Genomic DNA, 20,581 nt, shown 5'->3' with positions numbered 1-20,581 from the left:
ACAGTACGTTGCTGTTAATAAAATACTAAAATTAACCCCTCTGCACTATTTTACACTTTTTTTATACGATTGTGCTATACTCTTTCAGGCTTCTCAGTGTAATTTGGCATTAACGAAAAAATAAAAACAAACTAATATGAGCACTATTACAGAACCAAGATCTACGACACTTTTACAGCGTCCTCAGTTTAAAAACAGATACGATAACTACATCGATGGAAAGTTTACGCCCCCCGTTAAAGGACAGTACTTTGATGTAGTCTCTCCGGTGGACGGGAAAAATTTTACTCAGGTGGCCCATTCTTCCAGAGAAGATTTGGAATTGGCAGTAGATGCGGCTTCAAAAGCATTTCAGACATGGAAGAATACTTCATCTACAGAAAGAAGTATCATCCTGAATAAAATTGCAGACAGGATGGAACAGAACCTGGAATACCTTGCAACAGTAGAAACCATTGATAACGGTAAAGCTGTAAGAGAAACGCTGGCGGCAGATTTACCTCTGGCAATAGACCATTTCAGATATTTCGCTTCTGTGATCCGCGCCGAAGAGGGATCCCATAACGAGCTGGACAAAGATACTGTATCTTTGATTGTTCATGAACCTCTTGGAGTAATCGCACAGATCATCCCATGGAATTTCCCGATACTAATGGCTGTGTGGAAGCTGGCTCCCGCATTGGCAGCAGGAAACTGCGTAGTTTTAAAACCGGCAGAAAGTACCCCTGTTTCCATTATGGTTTTAATGGAACTCATCGGAGATCTTTTACCGTCAGGAGTAGTTAATATTGTCAACGGATTTGGAGCAGAACTTGGAAGGGCCCTGGTGACCAATCCGAAAGTCGCCAAAGCAGCGTTTACCGGATCTACTGCGACAGGACGTCTGGTAATGCAGTACGCAACAGAAAACATCATTCCTGTAACCCTGGAATTGGGAGGAAAATCCCCTAATGTTTTCTTCAATTCAGTAATGGATGCAGATGATGAATTTTTAGATAAAGCTATAGAGGGAGCTGTTCTTTTCGCCCTTAATCAGGGAGAAATCTGTACGTGTCCTTCAAGGTTACTGGTCCAGGAAGGTATTGCAGATGCCTTTATTGAAAGAGTGATTGAAAGGGTAAAAGCAATCAAAGTAGGAAATCCATTGGACAAAACCGTGATGATGGGTGCACAGGCTTCACAGATTCAGAAAGATAAAATCCTTTCCTATATCCAGCTGGGAAAAGAAGAAGGGGCAGAAGTGCTTGTAGGTGGAGATGTTAATCACCTCGGAGAAGATCTGGAAGACGGATACTATATTCAGCCTACCATCTTCAAAGGAAACAACAGAATGAGAATCTTCCAGGAAGAAATTTTCGGTCCGGTACTGGCATTTACCACTTTCAAAGATGAGGAAGAAGCTGTGAAAGTTGCCAATGATACCATCTACGGACTGGGCGCAGGAGTCTGGACAAGAGACGCTCATCAGCTGTATAATATTCCGCGTCAGATTGAAGCAGGAAGAGTATGGGTGAACCAGTATCATTCTTACCCTGCAGGAGCGCCTTTCGGAGGCTATAAACAGTCAGGAATCGGAAGAGAAAATCATAAAATGATGCTCGACCATTACCGCCAAACCAAAAACATGCTGATTTCTTATAACAAGAATAAGTTAGGTTTCTTTTAATATTATTTAGGACGTGCCCGATTGCCCTGGCTTTTCCCGGGGCGAAACGGTCGGGCTATGCAGGGCTGCACTCCGTTTCGGTGCTCCGTTTCATTCCGCACCGGCTCGTTCCTCGCCGCCCTTACTATCCCTCACGCAGGGAACATTAGCCTTTGATATGATATTGACTCTCATAAGAAACCAACTGAAACCGTCAGCTATAGAGATAAAAGCTAATACTAAAAAAAATAAACTCAATCCAAAAAATAAAATATGATCCCAAAAACAATGAAAGCGGCGGTAGTGCAAGGCTACGGTCAACCCCTGAAAATAGAAGAAGTACCCGTAAGAGAACCCGGCAGATATGAAGTTTTGGTTAAAGTGATTGCCTGTGGTGTCTGCCATACAGACTTACATGCTGTAGATGGCGACTGGCCTGCAAAACCGAAGATGCCTCTTATCCCGGGACATGAAGGAGTAGGTATTGTAGTGGCATGCGGACCCGAAGCTTTTGTAAAAGAAGGAGATGCGGTAGGAGTTCCGTGGCTGTACAGTGCATGCGGATGCTGTGATTACTGTATCACCGGATGGGAAACCCTTTGTGAAGCGCAGAAAAACGGAGGATACAGTGTAGATGGCGGGTTTGCAGAATACGTTATTGCAGATTCAAGATATGTGGGACATCTGAAACCGGATGCCAACTTTCTGGAAATTGCTCCTATTTTATGCGCTGGAGTAACAGTTTATAAAGGATTAAAAGAAACAGAAACGAAACCCGGCGAATGGGTAGCCATTTCAGGAATCGGTGGACTGGGGCATGTGGCGGTTCAGTATGCAAAGGCAATGGGAATGCATGTTGCTGCCATTGATGTAGCAGATGATAAGCTGGAACTGGCAAAAAAATTAGGCGCAGACCTCGTAGTTAATGCAAAAAACACAGATCCCGGAGAATATTTGCATAAAGAAGTCGGCGGAATGCACGGCGCATTAATTACAGCGGTTTCACCTATTGCTTTCAAGCAGGGAATAGATGTGCTGAGAAGAAAAGGAACCATTGCTCTGAATGGGCTGCCTCCCGGCTCTTTTGAACTTCCGATTTTCGAAACGGTCTTAAAAAGGATCACAGTGAGAGGTTCTATTGTAGGAACCAGGAAAGATTTACAGGAAGCTTTGGATTTTGCCAATGAAGGATTGGTAAAAGCTACCGTTACTCCTGCAAAACTGGAAGATATCAATGATGTATTCGATAAAATGAAAAAAGGACAGATAGATGGCAGAATCGTTCTGGATATTGCCGGCTCAAATTAAATGATGAGGTGTTGTGGATCCCGGTAAATATTTTACCGGGATTTTTTATACAGTTTCAAGGCTTTTTTGCCTTTATCAAATTAAATAAAAATGAAAACAAAAATATCAAGACTTTCAGCAACCGAGCAGGCGCTTGAAGTAATTCGTACACTTGAAGATCAATACGGACCTCTTATGTTTTATCAGGCAGGAGGATGCTGTGAAGGTACTCAGCCGCAATGTTTTGAAAAAGGAGGATTCTTTCCCAGAATGAACGATGCAATGATTGGAACTGTCAATGGACATGAGTTCTGGATAGACCGTGATCTTTTTGAATACTGGAAATACTCACATTTTACCCTGGATGTGACAGATGGCTTCGGGCCCGGGGGATTCTCTCTGGAAACTCCGTTAGGAAAAACCTTTAAGGTTCATTACAGACTTTTCACTCCGGACGAATATGAAAACCTGGAGCCCGTAAAGCGTAGTGAATAAGATAAAGATTTAAGGCTTTTGAGCAATATAGATAAGCTCTCTTTCAAATTCATATTTGCCTCTTGAAATTCCTCTTTTTAAAATGAAATATTGGGTAATTCCTATTATCAAAGCGACTAATGTAAACATATGGTCCTGCCTGCTTCCTTGTATATTGGAAAAAAGCAGTCCAAAGCAGAAACACAGGATAACGATCCAGTTAAAGATCTGAAATCCTGATGGGAAAAATTCTATAACTACGGATGATTTACCGTTCTTGTCAGAAATAGTTCCGTGAAATACAGGATTACTCCTGTTCATGTCAAATAGTCTTGCTCTTCTTTTGATTGTAAAGCTGTTGCCATCAATCATTCCCCGGTATTCAAACCGTGTGGGAATTGTAGTATCTTTTTCCAGTGATATGAAAGTAGTATCGGTTTTATAAGTGACTTTCATTAATCTCTGTATGAGTTCAGTGCTGTTGATATTGAGATCAACAGTGAGACTGCTATATAAGCCGATGCTTTTGAAAAATGAATTCATGGGTTAATAGAAAATAGTTAAATGCAATCAGACTTTTACAAACCTGCTTACAAACATAGCCGCGACTATATCTCCCACAGCATTCAGTACTGTTGCCAAAGGATCTACGAGAGTTCCAATGATCATCACAGCAGGAATGGCTTCCTGAGGCAGCTTATACACAGATATCATCAGCATTTCCCCGATATATCCACCATTAGGAATTCCGCCCGCTACAATACTCACAAAAACAGTTATTCCCAAAGCTAAAAGCAGGTTGGCAGGGTCAAAGAAATCTCTTCCGATGATCAGGAAAGCCACATAGATCTTAATGATAGATGACATGGAAGAACCGTTTTTATGCAGGGTGGTCCCAATGGGAATTACCAGATTGGCAATAGAATTCGGAATCCCGATTTTTGAAGCGGCCTGTAAATTGGCCGGCATCGTTGCAAAGCTGCTGCAGGTACTGATAGCGGTAAGGGTAGGATAGATCGCATTCGTCCAGAAGCTTTTCACTCCTTTTTGTCCATTTGCCATAAAAGCATAAATAGAGAAGAATACAAGAAAATAAATAACCCCCGCAATATAATATAGTCCCAAAGGTTTACCATAAAATCCAAAAAGCTGCGGCCCCAAAGTGGCTACCTGATAAGCAAAGTAAGCTCCCAAACCTACTGGTGCAAGCTTCATAACGAGAAGAAGAAGCTCTTTCATCACTTCATATCCCGATGCGATAAAAACCCTGAAAGGCTGTCCCTTTTCTCCTGTTTTCCTGGCTGCAAATCCTGTCAGAAAAGCAAATACCAAAAGAGCCAGCATATTTCTTCTTGAAAAAAGCTCTGTGAATTCCCCTACTGTAAAGAAACTTACGATTCTGTTGCCCCATGTATCCTTATTAGCTGCTTCAGAAATAATCTCAGAACTTCCGGAGACCCCTGAAACCGGGAAAAGATAGACCGCACATATTGTGAAAATAGCTGCTGTTAGAATAAAGAATAAGAAAGTAAGCGCCATCACAAGGATGATCTTTCCGAATTTGGATTGCTGCTCCAGGGAAGCAATGGAATTGGATACTGCAAAAAAGACCAAGGGAACTACACTTACAAAAAGAAGATTAAGAAAAATATCACCTAAAGGCTTTATGTATTGCACAAAGCCGGGAGCAACAATTCCAATGATGCTTCCAACAATGATTCCTAAAAGTAAAAATATGATTCCGGAGTAGTTTTTCAATACATCTTTCATGTAGAGCATTTTATCAAAGATAGGTTTATTTTTAACATTCTGTTATACAATTTTCAAACCTAAATTTCATAAATTTGAGTAAACCTCATTTCTATGGCTTATATAGATTATTATAAAATTTTAGGCGTAGATAAAAACGCAACCCAGGATGATATCAAAAAGGCCTACCGGAAACTGGCCAGAAAACATCATCCTGATTTAAATCCCGGCGATAAAGAAGCGGAAAAAAAATTCAAAGAGCTGAACGAAGCCAATGAAGTCCTCAGTAATCCCGAAAACCGTGCTAAATATGATAAATACGGGGAACACTGGAAACATGGCGAGGAATATGAAAAAGCCCAGCAGCAACAGCAAAGACAATATCAGCAGCAAAACTATAACGGAGGATTTTCCGGTGCTGATTTTGGCGAAGGAGAAGATTTCTCAGATTTCTTCCAGAGTATGTTTGGTGGAGCAGGTGGAGGATTTGGCAGAAGTTCAAGAGGAAGGGCCTCCGGAAAATTCAAAGGACAGGATATACAGGCTGAACTGAACTTAAGCTTAAGAGATGCTGCAGTCACCCATCAGCAGACTTTTGATATCAATGGCAAAAAAGTCAGAATCACCATTCCGGCCGGAGTGTATGACGGACAGCAGATCAAACTGAAAGGACATGGAAGCCCCGGCGTAAACGGAGGCCCTGACGGAGATCTGTATATCACCTTCAATATCCCGGCAGATCCGGATTTTGAAAGAATCGGAGATGATCTGAAAACAAAAGTTGTGATTGATTTATACACCGCTGTTTTAGGTGGTGATGTAAAAGTACATACCCTTACAGGAAGTGTAAATCTTAAAGTGAAGCCGGAAACCCAAAACGGAATTACCGTAAGATTGAAAGGAAAAGGTTTTCCTGTCTATAAAAAAGAAGGTGAACACGGAGATCTTTTTGTAACCTATGAAGTGAAACTGCCAACGAACCTTACTGAAAAGCAGAAAGAACTTTTTGAACAATTAAAAAATTCATAAGCTATGAGTGAAAGAATATCACGGGAAGAACTCGTAAAAATATATAATATAGAAGTCACTTTTTTTGATGAACTTGTAGATTATGGACTGTTGAACATTCAGATTGAAAATAATATTCATTATCTGATGTATGAAGACCTTCCTGATCTGGAAAAATTCGCCAACTGGCATTATGATCTTGAAATAAATCTTCCTGGTCTTGAAGTGATTCATCATATGCTGAAAAAACTTGATGCTCTGAACCGCAAAAACAGGGAACTGATGAATAAACTTTCTGCAATAAGTGACCAATATGAAGATATTTAGTGTAGTTTTGTAGCTTTTTAAAGCAAATCCTACCATTATGAATGAAAAGGTCATTACCCTAAAACCGGACAGAAAGATTTTTGAAGCTATTTATTTTAACGGTAATCAGGGAAGCTTGCTTTTTTCACCGACAACGAAAGGGAAAACCATTACCACTATTGCTGCAGCTGTGATCGTATTTATTGTATTTCTTTTAAAAGATCATCTTACTAAAGAAAGTACGGGTATTTTATACTTTTTAAGCTTTATATTATTGCTTTGTGCTGTTTTTCTGTCGGTAAGTGTTAATAAAGTATCAAGATGGAAAAAACAGGTGAATCATTATTTGAATAACCTGGAAAAATGCCAGGTGTATGAAATCCGGTTTGATAAGAACTTTTTTACGGTAAATATCGATGGGGAAAAAGAAACAAGTGAATGGAAAGATTTTGAGTACTTTGACAGCACTCATGAATTTATTTCCCTTGAAGGAAAATACAGTTATATGTTTCCCAGAAAAGCAATGAGCGAAAGAGAGTACAGCCTTCTCAAAAATACATTGAACGAGAAAGTAAATATGAACCCATAAAATAAAAACGGAGCAATAATCTTGCTCCGTTTATTATTTATAAATAGCTTTTAGCCTTTTAGCAATTTTGCTTATTTATTTTCTTCCAGCCATCCCATTTCCTTCATCCACTCATCATTGTAGATTTTTCCTACATATCTTGAACCGTGGTCATGAAGTAAAACTACAATTACATCATCTTTAGTGAACTGATCTTTCATCTGGACCAGTGAAGCAATGGCACTTCCGGCAGAATATCCACAGAAAATACCTTCTTCTTTAGCCAGTTTTCTTGCATAGATAGCGCCGTCTTTGTCTGTTACTTTTTCAAAGTGATCAATAACAGACATATCATAGTTTTCAGGAATAATATCTTCTCCGATTCCTTCTGTAATATAAGTGTAGGCATGATCGTAATGCAGTTCACCCGTTTCATGGAATTCTTTCAGAATAGAACCGTAAGTGTCAACCCCGATTACTTTAATCTCCGGATTTTTTTCTTTGAAGAAAGTTCCGCATCCTGTAATAGTACCTCCTGTTCCGGCTCCCACTACAAAATGTGTAAGTTTCCCTTCAGTCTGTTCCCAGATTTCCGGTGCTGTAGATTCATAATGAGCTGCTCTGTTGGAAAGGTTGTCATATTGGTTGACATACCATCCGTTTTCCGTTTCTTTAGCCAGTCTTTTTGAAACTGAATAATAGGAACGCGGATCAGTAGGTTTTACATCGGTAGGACAAACGATTACTTCAGCACCTACGGCACGAAGAATATCACATTTTTCTTTTGACTGTTTTGAATTGGTTACAAAAATACATTTGTAGCCTTTGATGATTGCTGCCAGAGCCAGTCCCATTCCTGTATTTCCTGAAGTACCTTCAATAATGGTTCCTCCAGGTTTTAATCTGCCGTCTTTTTCGGCATCTTCTATCATTTTAAGAGCCATTCTGTCCTTTACGGAGTTTCCGGGATTGAAGGTCTCTACTTTCGCCAATACTAATGCCGGGAAATCTTCACCTAACACTTTGTTAAGCTTTACCAGCGGCGTATTACCTATCGTTTCAAGGATATTGTTTGCGTATTTCATAATGTTTTATATGCGGTCCAAAGATAAGGCTTTTAAAATTATCTGCGCTGTGGATAACATGTGGATAAGTTGTGGATAATGCTGAAATCACCTGAGAGACAATGAATAACTTTCAATTATCAATTATAATGTTAGTTGTACTTAATCGCCTTCACCGGAGAAATCTTACTGATCAGGTAGCTCGGAATAATCAAAGCCAGTCCTGAGATAATAAGAATTCCGACTGAAATAGAAATAATGGCAATTGGATTAAGGTCTACCGGAACGGTGCTTACATAATAGTTTTCCGGATTAAGCTTAATGATTCCAAAGAATTTCTGGATTAAAATCAGTCCCAATCCGATAGCATTTCCATACAAAAGCCCAGGAATCATAATAATCAGGGTATAATTGATGAAAGTTGCTCTTATCTGTGAATTGCTTGCGCCTAATGTTTTCAGAAGACCAATAGAATTTGTTCTTTCGATAATAAGGATCAGAAGAACCATAATGATATTGATAACCACTACAATCAGCATAATGATGATGATTAAAGCAATATTGGTATCAAAAATACTGATCCAGTCTGTAATCTGCGGGAATTTCTCAGTCGCTTTTTCAGCATAATTTTTGTAACCGATCAGCTTCTCAATGTCGGGAAAATCTTTGTCGATATCATTGACATTCTTCAGGAAGATATCTATACCACCGATTTCATCAGGCTTCATATCCTGAATTTTTCTTGCGTGATTGATACCGCCGATAACAAATTGTTCGTCAATGAGCTTGATATCAGTTCTGTAAATTCCGATCACTCTGAATTTACGGTAAAGCGGTTTTTGATCGGCTTTTAAAAATACGGTAACAATACTGTCATTTACTTTTAGATGAAGATCATTGGCTACTTTCTGTGAAATCGCAACATCATTGTTGAATCCTTTCTCCGTCACTTTTGGAGTAGTACCGGCAATAAGGAATTTTTTGAACCTTAAACTGTCAAAATCTTTTCCGATCCCTTTAAATATGATTCCGGCAAAATTGTGCTCATTACGCATAATTCCGGTTACTGTTACATACTTCTGGATACTTTCTACATCCGGCAGCTCTTTTATTTTTGCAATGTTCAGTCCCTGATTATCGAGAACAGAAGTATTGTAGGAAGAGTTTGACCGGGTAGATCTTACCGTAATGTGTCCGCTGAAATCTGCCAGCCTCTCTTTGATAGCTTTTTTGGACCCAAAACCGGTGGCCACGGTAATTAAGGAAACGATGATTCCTAATGCTACGGAAAGCCTGCCAATGAAGATGATAACCCTTGAAAGGTTATTTTTGTTATCTTTGGAAAATGCTATTTTTCTAGAGAAATATAAAGGAAATTTCAAGCTTATGAATTTAGATTTCAAAATTAAAAATTTACTTCTGATTTGCCTAATTTTTTTAGGAGTATTCAACCAATATTATTCTCAGACTCAAGTTCAACCGGATTTTAAAACCGGTGCGGATCAGCCTGAAATTTATTTGCCATTGCTGAAAAACAAAACAATAGGGATCGTAACCAATCAGACCGGCTTAATGAATGACAGAACTCATCTGGTGGATTTTCTGGTAAAAAAAGGAATTAAAATAAAGTCTATTTTTGCTCCTGAACACGGGTTCAGAGGTGATGCTGATGCGGGGGCAAAAGTGAAAAACGGAGTTGATGTAAAAACAGGCATTCCTATTGTTTCTCTGTATGGCAATAATAAAAAACCAAAGCCGGAGCAGCTTGCCGGAATTGATATCGTCGTTTTTGATATACAGGATGTAGGAGTGAGGTTCTATACTTATATTTCCACCTTGTCATACCTGATGGAAGCCGGTGCAGAAAATAATGTTGAGATTATGGTGCTGGATCGTCCCAATCCCCATGACGGATATACTGACGGGCCGGTATTAAGGAAAAAATGGTCAAGTTTTGTTGGGCTGCATGAAGTTCCTGTAGTATACGGACTTACCATAGGAGAGTATGGGAAAATGGTCAACGGTGAAAAGTGGCTGAAAAATGGTGTTCAGGCTAAATATACGCTTATCCCGATGAAGAATTATCATAAAAAACAGCGCTATCCGATGCTTGATAAGCCTTCTCCTAATTTACCCAATGATAAAGCCATCAATTTATACCCAAGCCTTTGCTTTTTTGAAGGAACACAAGTTTCTGTAGGAAGGGGGACAGATCTTCCGTTTCAGATTTATGGTTCTCCATGGACGGAGAATCTTCCTTATCAGTTTACACCAAAACCAAGCTATGGTGCTAAAGATCCATTCCTGAACGGGAAATTATGCTATGGTGAAAACCTGTCTAATTATCCTAAAGATTTAAGGGAACTTAATCTTGAATGGGTGATCAAAGCATATAAGAATTACAAAAATCCCCAGCAGGATTTCTTTCTGAAAAACCTATGGTTTGATACCTTATCCGGAACTGATGAATTGAGAAAACAGATCATCGCTGGAAAATCAATTCCGGAAATCAGAAATTCATGGAAAAAAGATCTGGAAAATTTCGAAAAGATCAGAACCAGATATGTGGTCTATGAAGATTAATTAATCAAAATTCTGGGGCGGATTTTTATCATTTCTGCCCTTATTTAATATAAACAAGCCAATAGTCAAGCCGATAACACCTGCAAAAGCAGTCATTAATGCCCTTTCTAATTTATCGGGCAGATCATTCCCGATATAATTCATTAAAAAAAGGATCACAAAAGTGATCACTAAAATAATCATATGATTTTTTCCGAATAGCTTCATTGTCTTATTTTAATTTATAAGAGATCATTACGCCTCCTCTGTACGGAATAATTTCACCACTTTTATTAAAGTCTTTTGCAGCATCATAGCGCTTCCCGGTAGTACGGTCATATCCTTTGTAAAATCCCTGTGAAGTTCCAACAGTTCCATAAATATCAAGATTCCATCGTTCGGATAACTGGAACTGATACCCTGCTGTTACCCCCAGCATGATTGATAAACCTCTTTGGTACAGATTAGAATTGATAAGGGTTTCTCCGTTCCAGTTCTCAAAACTTTTATCATTCCAATAACTCCATTTTTGGAGATTATAAGCTGCGGCACCAATATTTACTCCTAAATACCAGTTTTTAAAAGCTTCTTTAAAATAATACCTTCCTTCCACAGAAAGAGAGTAGATCTGTAATTCATGTCCCGCAAAAGATTTCCATGGCGAAATGAAAACATCTCCCTGAAGGGTATATCTGGGACTAATCTGTTTTTCCAGCCCAAGGTTTAAAATACCTATCGGAGCAAATAAAGCATTTCCTTTTATGTATAAACTTTTATCCTGTCCTCCTTGTTCCTGTTCCTGAGCACTGAATGTACTTACTGACAGGAAAGCTAAAATGCCTGCTGCTAATAATTTATATTTCATCCGGTATTATTTTATTTGCTTTAATAATTCGTCTGCCAGCTGAGAATCCTTATTCCCCTGAACGGCCATATTTTTAGACATCTCAGCATAGTTTTTTGCTGTTTCTTTATTTCCGGTAAGGTAATAGAGTTTGGCAAGAATATAAGTGTTTTCGGAAGTTTCTCCCCTCATAACAGATTTTTCTGCCCATTCAGTTGCTTTTTTCAATGAAGATGGTGTTTTCACATGATCTGCAAATATCCAGGCTGCTCTCAGAAGTTCATTCGGATCAAAAGTATCAGAGTTTTTATAATACTCTAAAGCTGCTTTTTCGTATTCAGGGAAATTGCTGTTTTGCTCATAATAGCTCAGCTTGGTCTGATTAAGTTTTTTAACAGCAGCTTCTTTTCCGACCAATGGTTCGGCAGCTTTCATGAAATAGTCATCATTGATTTTTTTATTTTTATCATCAATGGACTGTTCTACTATTTTTCCCAATTTTAGCTGGGCATCAAATTCATTGTAAGTTTCTTCAGGAAGGAATTTAATAATCTCTGCTTTTCTGGATGTAAAAACAGGATAATTGACATCTTCAGATGATTTTACGAAATAAAGAAGAAAACCAATCTCGTCCTTTGTGAGTTCTTCTGTTTTCTTTTTATTCTGGAAATATCTTTCCGAAGCTTTTTTGGCGAATTCATAATCTGAGTTGGCATTAAGCTTCATGATATTGATAAGAAATTCAGGGTCTTTTTCACCACCGGCAAAGCGGTCTTTAAGAGATCCTTTTTTATTTCCTGGCGAATTGATATCCTGAGCCATTGCTACAAACAGGCTCTCTTCCATATACCCTGTATTTCTGGAAACCAGCTCACCTTCACCGTTCAGGAAAAGATAAGTAGGATAGGACCGTACTCCGAATTTAGAAGCAATATCCCTGCCTTCTCCTTTTTCCATGTCAAATCTTGCATTAATGAAGTTGGTATTGTAGTAATCACTCACGGACTTTTGGGTGAAGACATTTTTTTCCATCATTTTGCACGGTCCGCACCAGGAAGCATAGGCATCAATAAAAACCAGTTTTTTTTCTTTCTTGGCTTTTGCAATGATATCTTTGAACGGCAGTTCCTGAAACTGGATAGATTCCTGAGCAGAGACAGCGATGGCACAAAAAATAGATATCCCGGAGATGATCTTCTTCATTTTCAAATAAGATTTGTAGGCGAAGATAATTAATTTTCAAAATATAGCGGGCCGAATCTGCGGGTTAAACCATGATATTAACTAATTTTAAGACTTACAGATATTTTCTGATATTTCATGCCTTCTTATAAAGTAAACGATACTTATGATATATAAATAATTCACTTTACAGTCCTGGAATCTTTGTTATATCTTTGCAAACGAATAATTTATATGTAGAGGAATCCGTAATTTATAGAATTTGATTATTAATTTTAAGCACGCTTTATCCAAAAAATCCATTTATATTACCGCTTTATCTGCCTGCTTCATTGCAGTGGCAGCATTTGCCGTTTTGAGTCTTCTGATTACCGAAGACAGCCGTAAGAATACCGATGATTTTGCCAAGAAAACATTCTTCCGAAAGTATGAATCTATAGAACATGAATTCAGAAATATTGAAGATTATCAGTATCTCCTTCGTGCATTGATCCGGAAAGACGGATTGAAGAATTATAAAGAGTACTCTTCGGTTTTAAATGACCTGAACAAAAAAAGAAATCTGCTCCCTTACAGCTGGTATTATTATGAAAATGCCGCTTCCGGAAAAACAGAGAGTAATAATCCTTTATCCGGTATTTTTAAGGGTACAAAGGATAAGGAACAACCCATTGTTCTTAAAAATAATGGTTCAGGACACTTCAAAGATCTTCTGACGACTCAAAAAGACAGTATGTATTGGGTAAGCTATGATTCTTTGGTGCTGCCCGATAAAAGCAGATTATATTATGGTTCTACCGTAAGTCTTGACGATCTTCATCAATATTTTATCAATGTTGACAAAAGTTCCAATACATATGCCTACGTTTTTACCAAAGAAGGAATCTGTATCACCCATCCTGAGAAGAAATATATCGGGAAGAATATTTTTGATTTTACAGATATTAAGCCTGACGATACACTGGTGAGTAAAACGGAAACAGGGTACACTAAAGGAACAGCTGTCTCTGAATACCTTGGTGTGGAGGTGACAAGATTCATAAAACCGTTGAAGACCGACAATTTTGACGGATACACAGTCGTGAATCATGTGAATTTTATCATTGATGAAAATATCAGTAAGATAAAAACCTATACTGTTTATATTTTCCTGGCAGCGTTATTCCTTATTGTAACTGTTTTCATTTTATTTCAGAGGGCAACCGGTCTGGCTTATCAGGAAAAAGAGAAAATACAGTCAGAGAAGAATTTACTGTTGATAGAGAATGAGAAAATGCACAAAGCCGAAGTGATCAATCAGCTTCAGCAACTTAAAAATAATATCAATCCACATTTTCTTTTCAATTCACTGAATTCCCTTTATATGCTGATTGGGATCAATAAGGAAAATGCACAGAAATTTACCATGAATCTTTCCAGGATTTACCGGTATCTGATAGTGCCTCCTAAAGAAAATATTGTTCCGGTTTCGCAGGAAATCAAATTTATACAGCAGTATATGGAGCTTCTGAAAAGCAGGTTTGATGAAGAGATGAGGTTTGAACTGATTATTAATGCTCCTGAAAGTATGGAAAAAAGAATTCCGTATTTATCCCTTCAGATCGCCACAGAAAATGCAACCAAACATAATATAGCAACGATAGACCAGCCCCTGGAAATTATCATTATTGTCGATGAAGACGGGATTACGGTAAAGAACACCTGGCAGCCTAAAGCAGATCCGGTACAGGGTGAGAAGTTTGGAATTGATTATTTGAATCAGATTTACGGGTATTTTAAGAATAATCTTCTTCATATTTCTGTAGATGGTGAATATTTCATATGTTTTTTGCCTTTATTGAAGTGAAAATAAAAATCCATTCACTCCCGAAAAATCACCATTCACTCCCTAATATTATTTATATGATTCATGATACCTATAGCTTTGCGGCTGAAACTAAGATATTTACTATTTGGAATGAATCGGACTATTTTAATGAAGAATTACAGGCTGGCACTGTATCTCGGTCTTGCTATGGCCTCACCAATGGCTGTAGCGCAGAAGAAAGATAAGGATACGGTAAAGGTCAACAAAGAAAAAACGGATAAGACAGAGACCTCTTCCTCAAAGAAAACCAAGAAAATTGAGGACCTGATCAAAAAAGGAACCTATAAAAAGGGGCTTTTTAATACCATTCAGGTAAAAACGGATATTTATTTTGAAATTCCGGACAGCTTAATGGGGCGCCAGTTTTTGGTGGTCAACAAACTTTCTCAGGTACCCATGCAGGTGAATGAAGCCGGTTTGAACAAAGGGATGAATTATGAAAATAAGGTCATTTCCTTTTACCGCGATCCTGTAGCTAAAAAAGTATGGGTGAAAACTGTTGTGCCTAAGGTGTCATCCCCAAAAAATGATGCCATTACAAAATCTGTAAAAGATAATTTTTCAGAATCTGTTATTGAAGTATTTGACATTGAAGCACAGAATAATGACTCTACTGCTGTAGCGATTAAAGTCAATAAAGTTTTTGATGGAAATCAGAAAAGCTTTAACGACGTTTTGGCCAATGTAGGATTGGGAGGTTCTGTGAAATCAAGCCTTTCTTATATAGAAGGAGTGAAGACATTTCCAAAGAACTTGGTAGTGAAGTCTCAATTGTCTACTTCTGTCAATGAAGGCGGGGTAGATCTTCCGGTAACATTGGGCGTTACTACCAATCTGGTACTGCTTTCTAAAATACCGATGAAGCCAAGAGTAGCCGATTCAAGAGTAGGATTTTTCTCCGAAAAACACTGGTCGTTTAATGATAACCAGCAGAAAATGGATGAAAAGTTTTTCATTACCAAATGGAATCTTGAACCCAAAGATGAAGATAAAGAAAAATATTTAAGAGGTGAGCTGGTAGAGCCTAAGAAACCGATTGTTTATTATATCGATCCGGCGACACCAAAACAATGGCGTGAAAAGATCATTGCCGGAGTACATGACTGGCAGGCGGCGTTTGAGCAGGCAGGATTTAAAAATGCAGTGATTGCGAAAATGCCGGATGAAAAAGATGAAGATTTTGATATTGATGATGTAAGATATTCTGTAATTACTTACGCCGCATCGCCAAAGTCAAATGCCATGGGGCCATCAGTAGTAGACCCGAGAAGTGGTGAAATTATTGAAGCAGATATTATCTGGTGGCATAATGTGATGACTTCCCTTCATGACTGGATGAGAATTCAGACAGGGCCTATTGATCCTAAAGCAAGAGGAAATAAATTCAGTGATGAACATATGGGAGAAGCCATTCGTTTTGTTTCATCGCATGAGGTGGGTCACACTTTCGGATTGAAGCATAATATGGGAGCATCCTTTGCATTTCCTGTAGAATCGCTTCGTTCCAAAGCGTTTACAGACAAAATGGGTGGTACAGCACCTTCCATTATGGATTATGCCCGTTACAATTACGTAGCTCAGCCGGAAGATGGCGTTACAGCCATCACTCCGAAAATTGGGATTTACGATAAATATGCCATTGAGTGGGGCTACCGTTGGTATCCGGATGAATTCACAGAAAAAAAAGCGCTGAAAAACCTGATTGAAAAACATGAAGATGATCCTATGTATTTCTACGGTGAGCAGCAAAGCTACCTTGAAACCATTGATCCTCGCTCACAATCTGAAGATTTGGGAGATGATGCCATGAAAGCCAGCGAATACGGGATGAAAAACCTGAAAGTGGTTATCAATAATCTTTTACAATGGACTTATGAAGATGGTAAGGATTATACAGATGCCGGAAAACTGTATCTGGGAGTAATCGGGCAGTGGGATCTGTACACAGGTCACGTAATGGCCAATGTAGGCGGGATTTACCTGAACAATACAGTTTTTGGAAACAAAAAGAAAGCTTACGAAGCGGTTCCTGCAGAAATTCAGAGAAGAGCGGTTGATTATCTTGTTAAAAATGCCATCAATCTTCCGGAATGGTTATTCTTTAATCCGATTACAGAAAAAACGTATCCGGTAAAAGATTCACCAATGGGACCATTCGAGCAGACACCGTATACCCTTGCAAGAGGAATGCAGTATGCGAATATCTATTCTTTATTTATGGATGACCGGTTGCTTAGGCTGCTTGAAAATGAGTTGAAACATCAGATGTCCGGCTCAAAAGAAGAGATCTATACGGTTGAGAATTTATTTGATCAGGTGAGAACAGCCATTTTCAGTAAAAAAGGAAGCCTTACAATGCTTGAAAAGATGACTCAGAAAAATTATGTGGATGCCTTAATTGTTTCGGTGAACAAATTATTTGAGAAAACGGCAGTGAAAGGATTGAAAACAGAGGATACCCTGAAAATTCCGACCATTTGTAACTTCCATGAAGATGATCACGGTTTGAGGAATATCAATTATTCATCCATGAAAAGAGTATCTGAGGTCACTACGTATAAGCGAGCGGAACTTCAGAAGGTTCTGGAATTACTGAACAGGACAAGATACAGAGGTGATGATGCTTCCAGAGCACATTACACAGATTTAATCATTCGTATACAAGAGGCTTTAAACAAATAAACGGCAATGAAAAAAACTCTAATACTTTTACCTCTTTTGGCTGCTAATATAGCAATGGCCCAGCAAAAGAAAACCATCACCGGAAAAATAGAAGATGGAAATACTTCCCAGACTATCAGCGGTGCATCTATAAAAATCGAGACCCAGTCGGTGTCTACAAAAACAGAACTGGAAGGAATTATCGAAAGTGTGTCAGTGGGTACTGTAACCGATAAGGACGGAAAATTCATACTGGAAATCCCTGCCGATACAAAATCCGTACTGGTAAGTTTTCCAGGCTATGAATCCAGAGTCATTCAGCTTAATGAAGGACAAACGAATTATACTATCAGACTGACTTCTGAGGTTTCAGATAAAAATAAAATCCAGGAAGTAATCATCACCGGTTACCAGAAAATTGAAAAGCGTAAGCAGACTTCAGCGGTTTCTACTGTGAAAATGGACAACATCAGCCAGGCTGGTGTTGCCAGTGTAGACCAGATGCTGGCAGGGCAGATTGCTGGTGTGGCAGTAACTCCCGAAACCGGTGCTCCTGGTAGCCCTGCAAAGATCAGAATCAGGGGAACAGCTTCTCTTTCCGGTCCCCAGGATCCGCTATGGGTAATCGACGGTCTTCCGTTGGAAGGAAATGATGTGCCTAATTTTACGGATAAAGATAATATTGACCAGCTTCAGAATTTCTCTATCGCAGGTTTGAACCCTAATGATATTGAAGATATTACCATCCTTAAAGATGCGGCTGCAACGGCAATTTACGGAGCAAGAGCTGCAAACGGAGTAATTTCCATCACAACAAAAAAAGGAAAAAAAGGAAGTTTAAAACTGAATTTCTCTGCAGATACCTTCGTTACAGCACGTCCTGATTTTGATAAACTGAATCTTTTAAATGCTTCTGAAAAAGTAGATCTGGAACTGATGCTTGCCAAACGTGCAGATCTTACTTACCGTGCAGATAAAGGAGAAGTCATGAGAATTCTGACTCAGAATAACCAGCTTGATGCATTCAGGAACGGAGGTTTTGACGCGTTGAATTCATTCACACGCCAGCAAATTAACGGTTTAAGAAACAACAATACAGATTGGGGTAAACTGTTGTACAGAAATGCCATCAACAAACAATACGGATTAAGTGTTTCCGGAGGAAGTGACCGTGCAGATTATTATTTCTCTCTTGGATATTATGATGAAGAAGGAACAACTATCGGTACAGGTTTTAAACGATATAACCTGACCTTAAAAAACAATTACAGATTAAGTGATAAGTTAAATGCAGGAATCTCTATTTTCGGAACACAAAGTGAACGTACATCTTTTGTAACGGATGCTGATGCTTCAATAAACCCGGTTAACTATTCAAGAAATGCCAATCCTTATCTTAAGCCATTCAACGCAGACGGAAGCTACAATTATGATAAAGATATAGACGGTTTTGAGGACTTGTATGTGCCTTTTAACTTTCTGGAAGAGAGAGAAAATACAAGCTATACGCTTAAAAATAATTCTTTGAAAGCCATTTTAGATTTAGAATATAAAGCTTCAAAAAGTTTAAGATTTACCTCTCAGTTAGGAATCCAGTATGACGCCAACAAAACAGAGAAATTTGCAGCAGAAAATACCTATTCCACAAGGAAAATGAGACAGGGTACCCGTTACTACAAAGACGGTAAGTATAATTATTTTCTACCTGCAGGTGCTGTAAAACAAAACTGGGATAATGATTTCTTCCAGTACAACTGGAAATTGCAGGCTGCGTACAGCACAAAGATCAGTTCAAAACATGAAATTGATTTGATGGCCGGTACAGAAATCCGTAAAACAGAAGATAATACAACGGTCACCAGGGCTTTCGGATATGATCCGAAGACCAGAAGAGGTACACCAATTGTTTTCCCGAATTCAGATTTTGCATCAGATAAAAAATATGAAACTTATCGTGAAAACCCACCAATAGAGAATGCTTATGCTTCCATGTTTGCTACGGCATCTTATACTTATGATCAGAAGTATACATTCTTCGGAAGTGTAAGATATGACGGAACCAATCTTTTTGGTGTGAATAAAAAGTATAAATATCTTCCGATCTGGGCAGTTTCAGGATCATGGCTGGTAACGAAGGAAGATTTCATGAAAAATATCTCTGCCATATCTAACCTTAGGCTGAGAGCATCTTATGGTCTTCAGGGAAATATAGACAGAAACACATCACCGTTTTTTATCGGAGAATATAATGATGCAACAATTCTTCCAGGTGTAAAAGAAGATATTATTACTGTAATAAGCCCACCGAATGATAAACTGAGATGGGAAAAAACAACCAATACCAACGTTGGTTTTGATTTAGGATTGTTCAATAACCGTATTAGTCTTACTGCCGATGTTTACAGCAGAAAAGGGACAGATATGATCAGCATGAAAGAAACCCCTCTGGAAACAGGGTTCGAATATACCATGATGAACTGGGGAAGTTTGACCAACAAAGGTTTTGAACTGGCATTATCAACCAGAAACATCAACCATGATAACTTCAAATGGACTACTACCATCAACTTTGCTCACAATAAAAGCAGGGTGCTAAGCGAGCAGCCTCGTGACAACGCTTTCCTTCCTTCAAGAGAGGGGCTTCCGGTAAATGCTGTTTTTGCTTTGAAAACCGCAGGAATGGATCAGTACGGAAATCCGCTATTCTGGAAAGGAGACCAAAAGATTTCAGCTGCTGAGTTCTTTAAATTATATGATGTGTATGCAGATTTCCTTCCGGGGCAGCTCGTAGATACGAAACTTTCAAATGCTGAGTTGAGAAGCCTGTTTACCTATGTGGGAGACAGAGATCCGAAATTTACCGGAGGGATTATCAACACCTTTAAAGTAAATAACTTTGATCTTACAATTTCTGCGACATTCAACCTGAAGCAGACCGTAATGAGATCACCTTCTTACAGAGGTATGGATTTGGATAGAGGAAGAAACTATACAAGGGATATTTACGAGGCAGGAGGCGCACTTCCGGGAATTACAAGCCCTGATATGGAGGCTAATCCGTACGGATGGATGGCGAATAAATGGTTTGCCGGAAACAGTTCCAATGCATACAGTTTATTGGATGTGTGGGCAAAAGAGATCAGTTATATCAGAATCAGCAGTATCCGTTTAGGATATACACTGCCTAAAGAATTTACAAATCCTATGGGAATTTCCAGCCTGAGACTGAGTGTTGAAGGACGTAACCTGTTTGTATTCAGTAACGGATACAAAGGATATTTTGATCCGGAAACATATGGTAATATTTATGCACAACCTATCACCAAGTCGGTAACCGTAGGATTTAATGTTTCTTTTTAAAACT

Annotated in this window: 17 protein-coding genes; 10 read left to right on the top strand and 7 right to left on the bottom strand. The window is 38.7% G+C overall.

The features are described 5' to 3' along the window. The first annotated feature begins 136 nt into the window (after positions 1–136). The 3 genes from ACR1PO_RS04970 (at position 137) to ACR1PO_RS04960 (ending at position 3,427) form a co-directional block, all read left to right on the top strand. Positions 137–1,666 carry an aldehyde dehydrogenase family protein gene (locus ACR1PO_RS04970; RefSeq protein WP_433986040.1) on the top strand — a complete coding sequence of 510 codons (1,530 nt, stop codon included), beginning with the start codon at positions 137–139 and terminating at the stop codon, positions 1,664–1,666. A 252-nt stretch (positions 1,667–1,918) separates the two neighbouring features. Beyond that, complete coding sequence (adhP, locus tag ACR1PO_RS04965; protein ID WP_332388022.1) at positions 1,919–2,953, top strand: alcohol dehydrogenase AdhP; 1,035 nt, start codon at positions 1,919–1,921, stop codon at positions 2,951–2,953. Positions 2,954–3,043: 90 nt separating this feature from the next. Next, positions 3,044–3,427, top strand: a complete 384-nt coding sequence (locus ACR1PO_RS04960) for a DUF779 domain-containing protein (protein ID WP_332388021.1) — start codon at positions 3,044–3,046, stop codon at positions 3,425–3,427. 9 nt (positions 3,428–3,436) lie between these two features. Here the strand turns inward: ACR1PO_RS04960 and ACR1PO_RS04955 are convergent, their stop codons facing one another. Continuing rightward, positions 3,437–3,949, bottom strand: coding sequence for a hypothetical protein (locus tag ACR1PO_RS04955; protein WP_433986039.1), 513 nt, complete (start codon positions 3,947–3,949; stop codon positions 3,437–3,439). Positions 3,950–3,976: 27 nt separating this feature from the next. Beyond that, positions 3,977–5,176 (bottom strand): dicarboxylate/amino acid:cation symporter, encoded by a 1,200-nt coding sequence (locus tag ACR1PO_RS04950; protein WP_433986038.1) that lies wholly within the window; start codon positions 5,174–5,176, stop codon positions 3,977–3,979. A gap of 93 nt (positions 5,177–5,269) precedes the next feature. On the opposite strand from ACR1PO_RS04950, the gene ACR1PO_RS04945 reads away from it, so the two are divergent. Genes ACR1PO_RS04945 through ACR1PO_RS04935 form a run of 3 tightly spaced genes read left to right on the top strand, consistent with a single transcriptional unit; the run spans position 5,270 to position 7,058 of the window. Next, entirely contained in the window at positions 5,270–6,184 is a 915-nt protein-coding gene (locus ACR1PO_RS04945; RefSeq protein ID WP_433986037.1) for a DnaJ C-terminal domain-containing protein, read from the top strand. Between the two features lie 3 nt (positions 6,185–6,187). Next, positions 6,188–6,490 (top strand): chaperone modulator CbpM, encoded by a 303-nt coding sequence (locus tag ACR1PO_RS04940; RefSeq protein ID WP_332388019.1) that lies wholly within the window; start codon positions 6,188–6,190, stop codon positions 6,488–6,490. 37 nt (positions 6,491–6,527) lie between these two features. Further along, positions 6,528–7,058 carry a hypothetical protein gene (locus ACR1PO_RS04935; protein ID WP_332388018.1) on the top strand — a complete coding sequence of 177 codons (531 nt, stop codon included), beginning with the start codon at positions 6,528–6,530 and terminating at the stop codon, positions 7,056–7,058. A 71-nt stretch (positions 7,059–7,129) separates the two neighbouring features. Here ACR1PO_RS04935 and ACR1PO_RS04930 read toward each other — a convergent pair whose 3' ends face one another. Both ACR1PO_RS04930 and ACR1PO_RS04925 read right to left on the bottom strand, forming a co-directional pair. Then, on the bottom strand, positions 7,130–8,122 hold the full coding sequence (locus tag ACR1PO_RS04930; protein ID WP_332388017.1) for a PLP-dependent cysteine synthase family protein: 993 nt from the start codon (positions 8,120–8,122) through the stop codon (positions 7,130–7,132). A 131-nt stretch (positions 8,123–8,253) separates the two neighbouring features. Next, positions 8,254–9,483, bottom strand: coding sequence for an ABC transporter permease (locus ACR1PO_RS04925; protein ID WP_002977515.1), 1,230 nt, complete (start codon positions 9,481–9,483; stop codon positions 8,254–8,256). Positions 9,484–9,487: 4 nt separating this feature from the next. On the opposite strand from ACR1PO_RS04925, the gene ACR1PO_RS04920 reads away from it, so the two are divergent. Continuing rightward, positions 9,488–10,684 carry an exo-beta-N-acetylmuramidase NamZ family protein gene (locus tag ACR1PO_RS04920; RefSeq protein WP_433986036.1) on the top strand — a complete coding sequence of 399 codons (1,197 nt, stop codon included), beginning with the start codon at positions 9,488–9,490 and terminating at the stop codon, positions 10,682–10,684. Here ACR1PO_RS04920 and ACR1PO_RS04915 read toward each other — a convergent pair whose 3' ends face one another. From ACR1PO_RS04915 to ACR1PO_RS04905, 3 genes are read right to left on the bottom strand one after another with little or no spacing between them, the layout of a single operon-like run. After that, a complete protein-coding gene (locus ACR1PO_RS04915; RefSeq protein WP_332388016.1) occupies positions 10,685–10,891 on the bottom strand; it encodes a hypothetical protein in 207 nt (68 codons plus the stop codon). 4 nt (positions 10,892–10,895) lie between these two features. Next, complete coding sequence (locus tag ACR1PO_RS04910) at positions 10,896–11,528, bottom strand: DUF3575 domain-containing protein (protein ID WP_332388015.1); 633 nt, start codon at positions 11,526–11,528, stop codon at positions 10,896–10,898. Positions 11,529–11,534: 6 nt separating this feature from the next. Continuing rightward, positions 11,535–12,710 (bottom strand): thioredoxin family protein, encoded by a 1,176-nt coding sequence (locus ACR1PO_RS04905; RefSeq protein WP_433986035.1) that lies wholly within the window; start codon positions 12,708–12,710, stop codon positions 11,535–11,537. Between the two features lie 241 nt (positions 12,711–12,951). Between ACR1PO_RS04905 and ACR1PO_RS04900 the strand changes: the two genes are divergently transcribed. The 3 genes from ACR1PO_RS04900 (at position 12,952) to ACR1PO_RS04890 (ending at position 20,577) form a co-directional block, all read left to right on the top strand. Beyond that, positions 12,952–14,535, top strand: coding sequence for a histidine kinase (locus tag ACR1PO_RS04900; protein ID WP_433986034.1), 1,584 nt, complete (start codon positions 12,952–12,954; stop codon positions 14,533–14,535). Between the two features lie 111 nt (positions 14,536–14,646). Beyond that, positions 14,647–17,238, top strand: a complete 2,592-nt coding sequence (locus tag ACR1PO_RS04895; RefSeq protein WP_433986033.1) for a zinc-dependent metalloprotease — start codon at positions 14,647–14,649, stop codon at positions 17,236–17,238. 6 nt (positions 17,239–17,244) lie between these two features. Continuing rightward, positions 17,245–20,577: a SusC/RagA family TonB-linked outer membrane protein gene (locus ACR1PO_RS04890; protein ID WP_433986032.1), complete on the top strand. Its 3,333-nt coding sequence runs from the start codon at positions 17,245–17,247 to the stop codon at positions 20,575–20,577. Positions 20,578–20,581: the final 4 nt, after the last annotated feature.

It is taken from the genome of Chryseobacterium amylolyticum (assembly GCF_051011775.1).
In the GTDB taxonomy this organism is placed as follows: domain Bacteria; phylum Bacteroidota; class Bacteroidia; order Flavobacteriales; family Weeksellaceae; genus Chryseobacterium.
The sequence above is the reverse complement of the archived record's forward strand: the minus strand, read 5'-3'. Positions and strand labels throughout refer to the sequence as shown.

Coding starts and splice junctions, on each gene's coding strand:
- ACR1PO_RS04970 (WP_433986040.1), top strand. CDS start 137: ATGAGCACTATTACAGAACCAAGATCTACGACACTTTTACAGCGTCCT.
- adhP (WP_332388022.1), top strand. CDS start 1,919: ATGATCCCAAAAACAATGAAAGCGGCGGTAGTGCAAGGCTACGGTCAA.
- ACR1PO_RS04960 (WP_332388021.1), top strand. CDS start 3,044: ATGAAAACAAAAATATCAAGACTTTCAGCAACCGAGCAGGCGCTTGAA.
- ACR1PO_RS04955 (WP_433986039.1), bottom strand. CDS start 3,949: ATGAATTCATTTTTCAAAAGCATCGGCTTATATAGCAGTCTCACTGTT.
- ACR1PO_RS04950 (WP_433986038.1), bottom strand. CDS start 5,176: ATGAAAGATGTATTGAAAAACTACTCCGGAATCATATTTTTACTTTTA.
- ACR1PO_RS04945 (WP_433986037.1), top strand. CDS start 5,270: ATGGCTTATATAGATTATTATAAAATTTTAGGCGTAGATAAAAACGCA.
- ACR1PO_RS04940 (WP_332388019.1), top strand. CDS start 6,188: ATGAGTGAAAGAATATCACGGGAAGAACTCGTAAAAATATATAATATA.
- ACR1PO_RS04935 (WP_332388018.1), top strand. CDS start 6,528: ATGAATGAAAAGGTCATTACCCTAAAACCGGACAGAAAGATTTTTGAA.
- ACR1PO_RS04930 (WP_332388017.1), bottom strand. CDS start 8,122: ATGAAATACGCAAACAATATCCTTGAAACGATAGGTAATACGCCGCTG.
- ACR1PO_RS04920 (WP_433986036.1), top strand. CDS start 9,488: ATGAATTTAGATTTCAAAATTAAAAATTTACTTCTGATTTGCCTAATT.
- ACR1PO_RS04915 (WP_332388016.1), bottom strand. CDS start 10,891: ATGAAGCTATTCGGAAAAAATCATATGATTATTTTAGTGATCACTTTT.
- ACR1PO_RS04910 (WP_332388015.1), bottom strand. CDS start 11,528: ATGAAATATAAATTATTAGCAGCAGGCATTTTAGCTTTCCTGTCAGTA.
- ACR1PO_RS04905 (WP_433986035.1), bottom strand. CDS start 12,710: ATGAAGAAGATCATCTCCGGGATATCTATTTTTTGTGCCATCGCTGTC.
- ACR1PO_RS04895 (WP_433986033.1), top strand. CDS start 14,647: ATGAATCGGACTATTTTAATGAAGAATTACAGGCTGGCACTGTATCTC.
- ACR1PO_RS04890 (WP_433986032.1), top strand. CDS start 17,245: ATGAAAAAAACTCTAATACTTTTACCTCTTTTGGCTGCTAATATAGCA.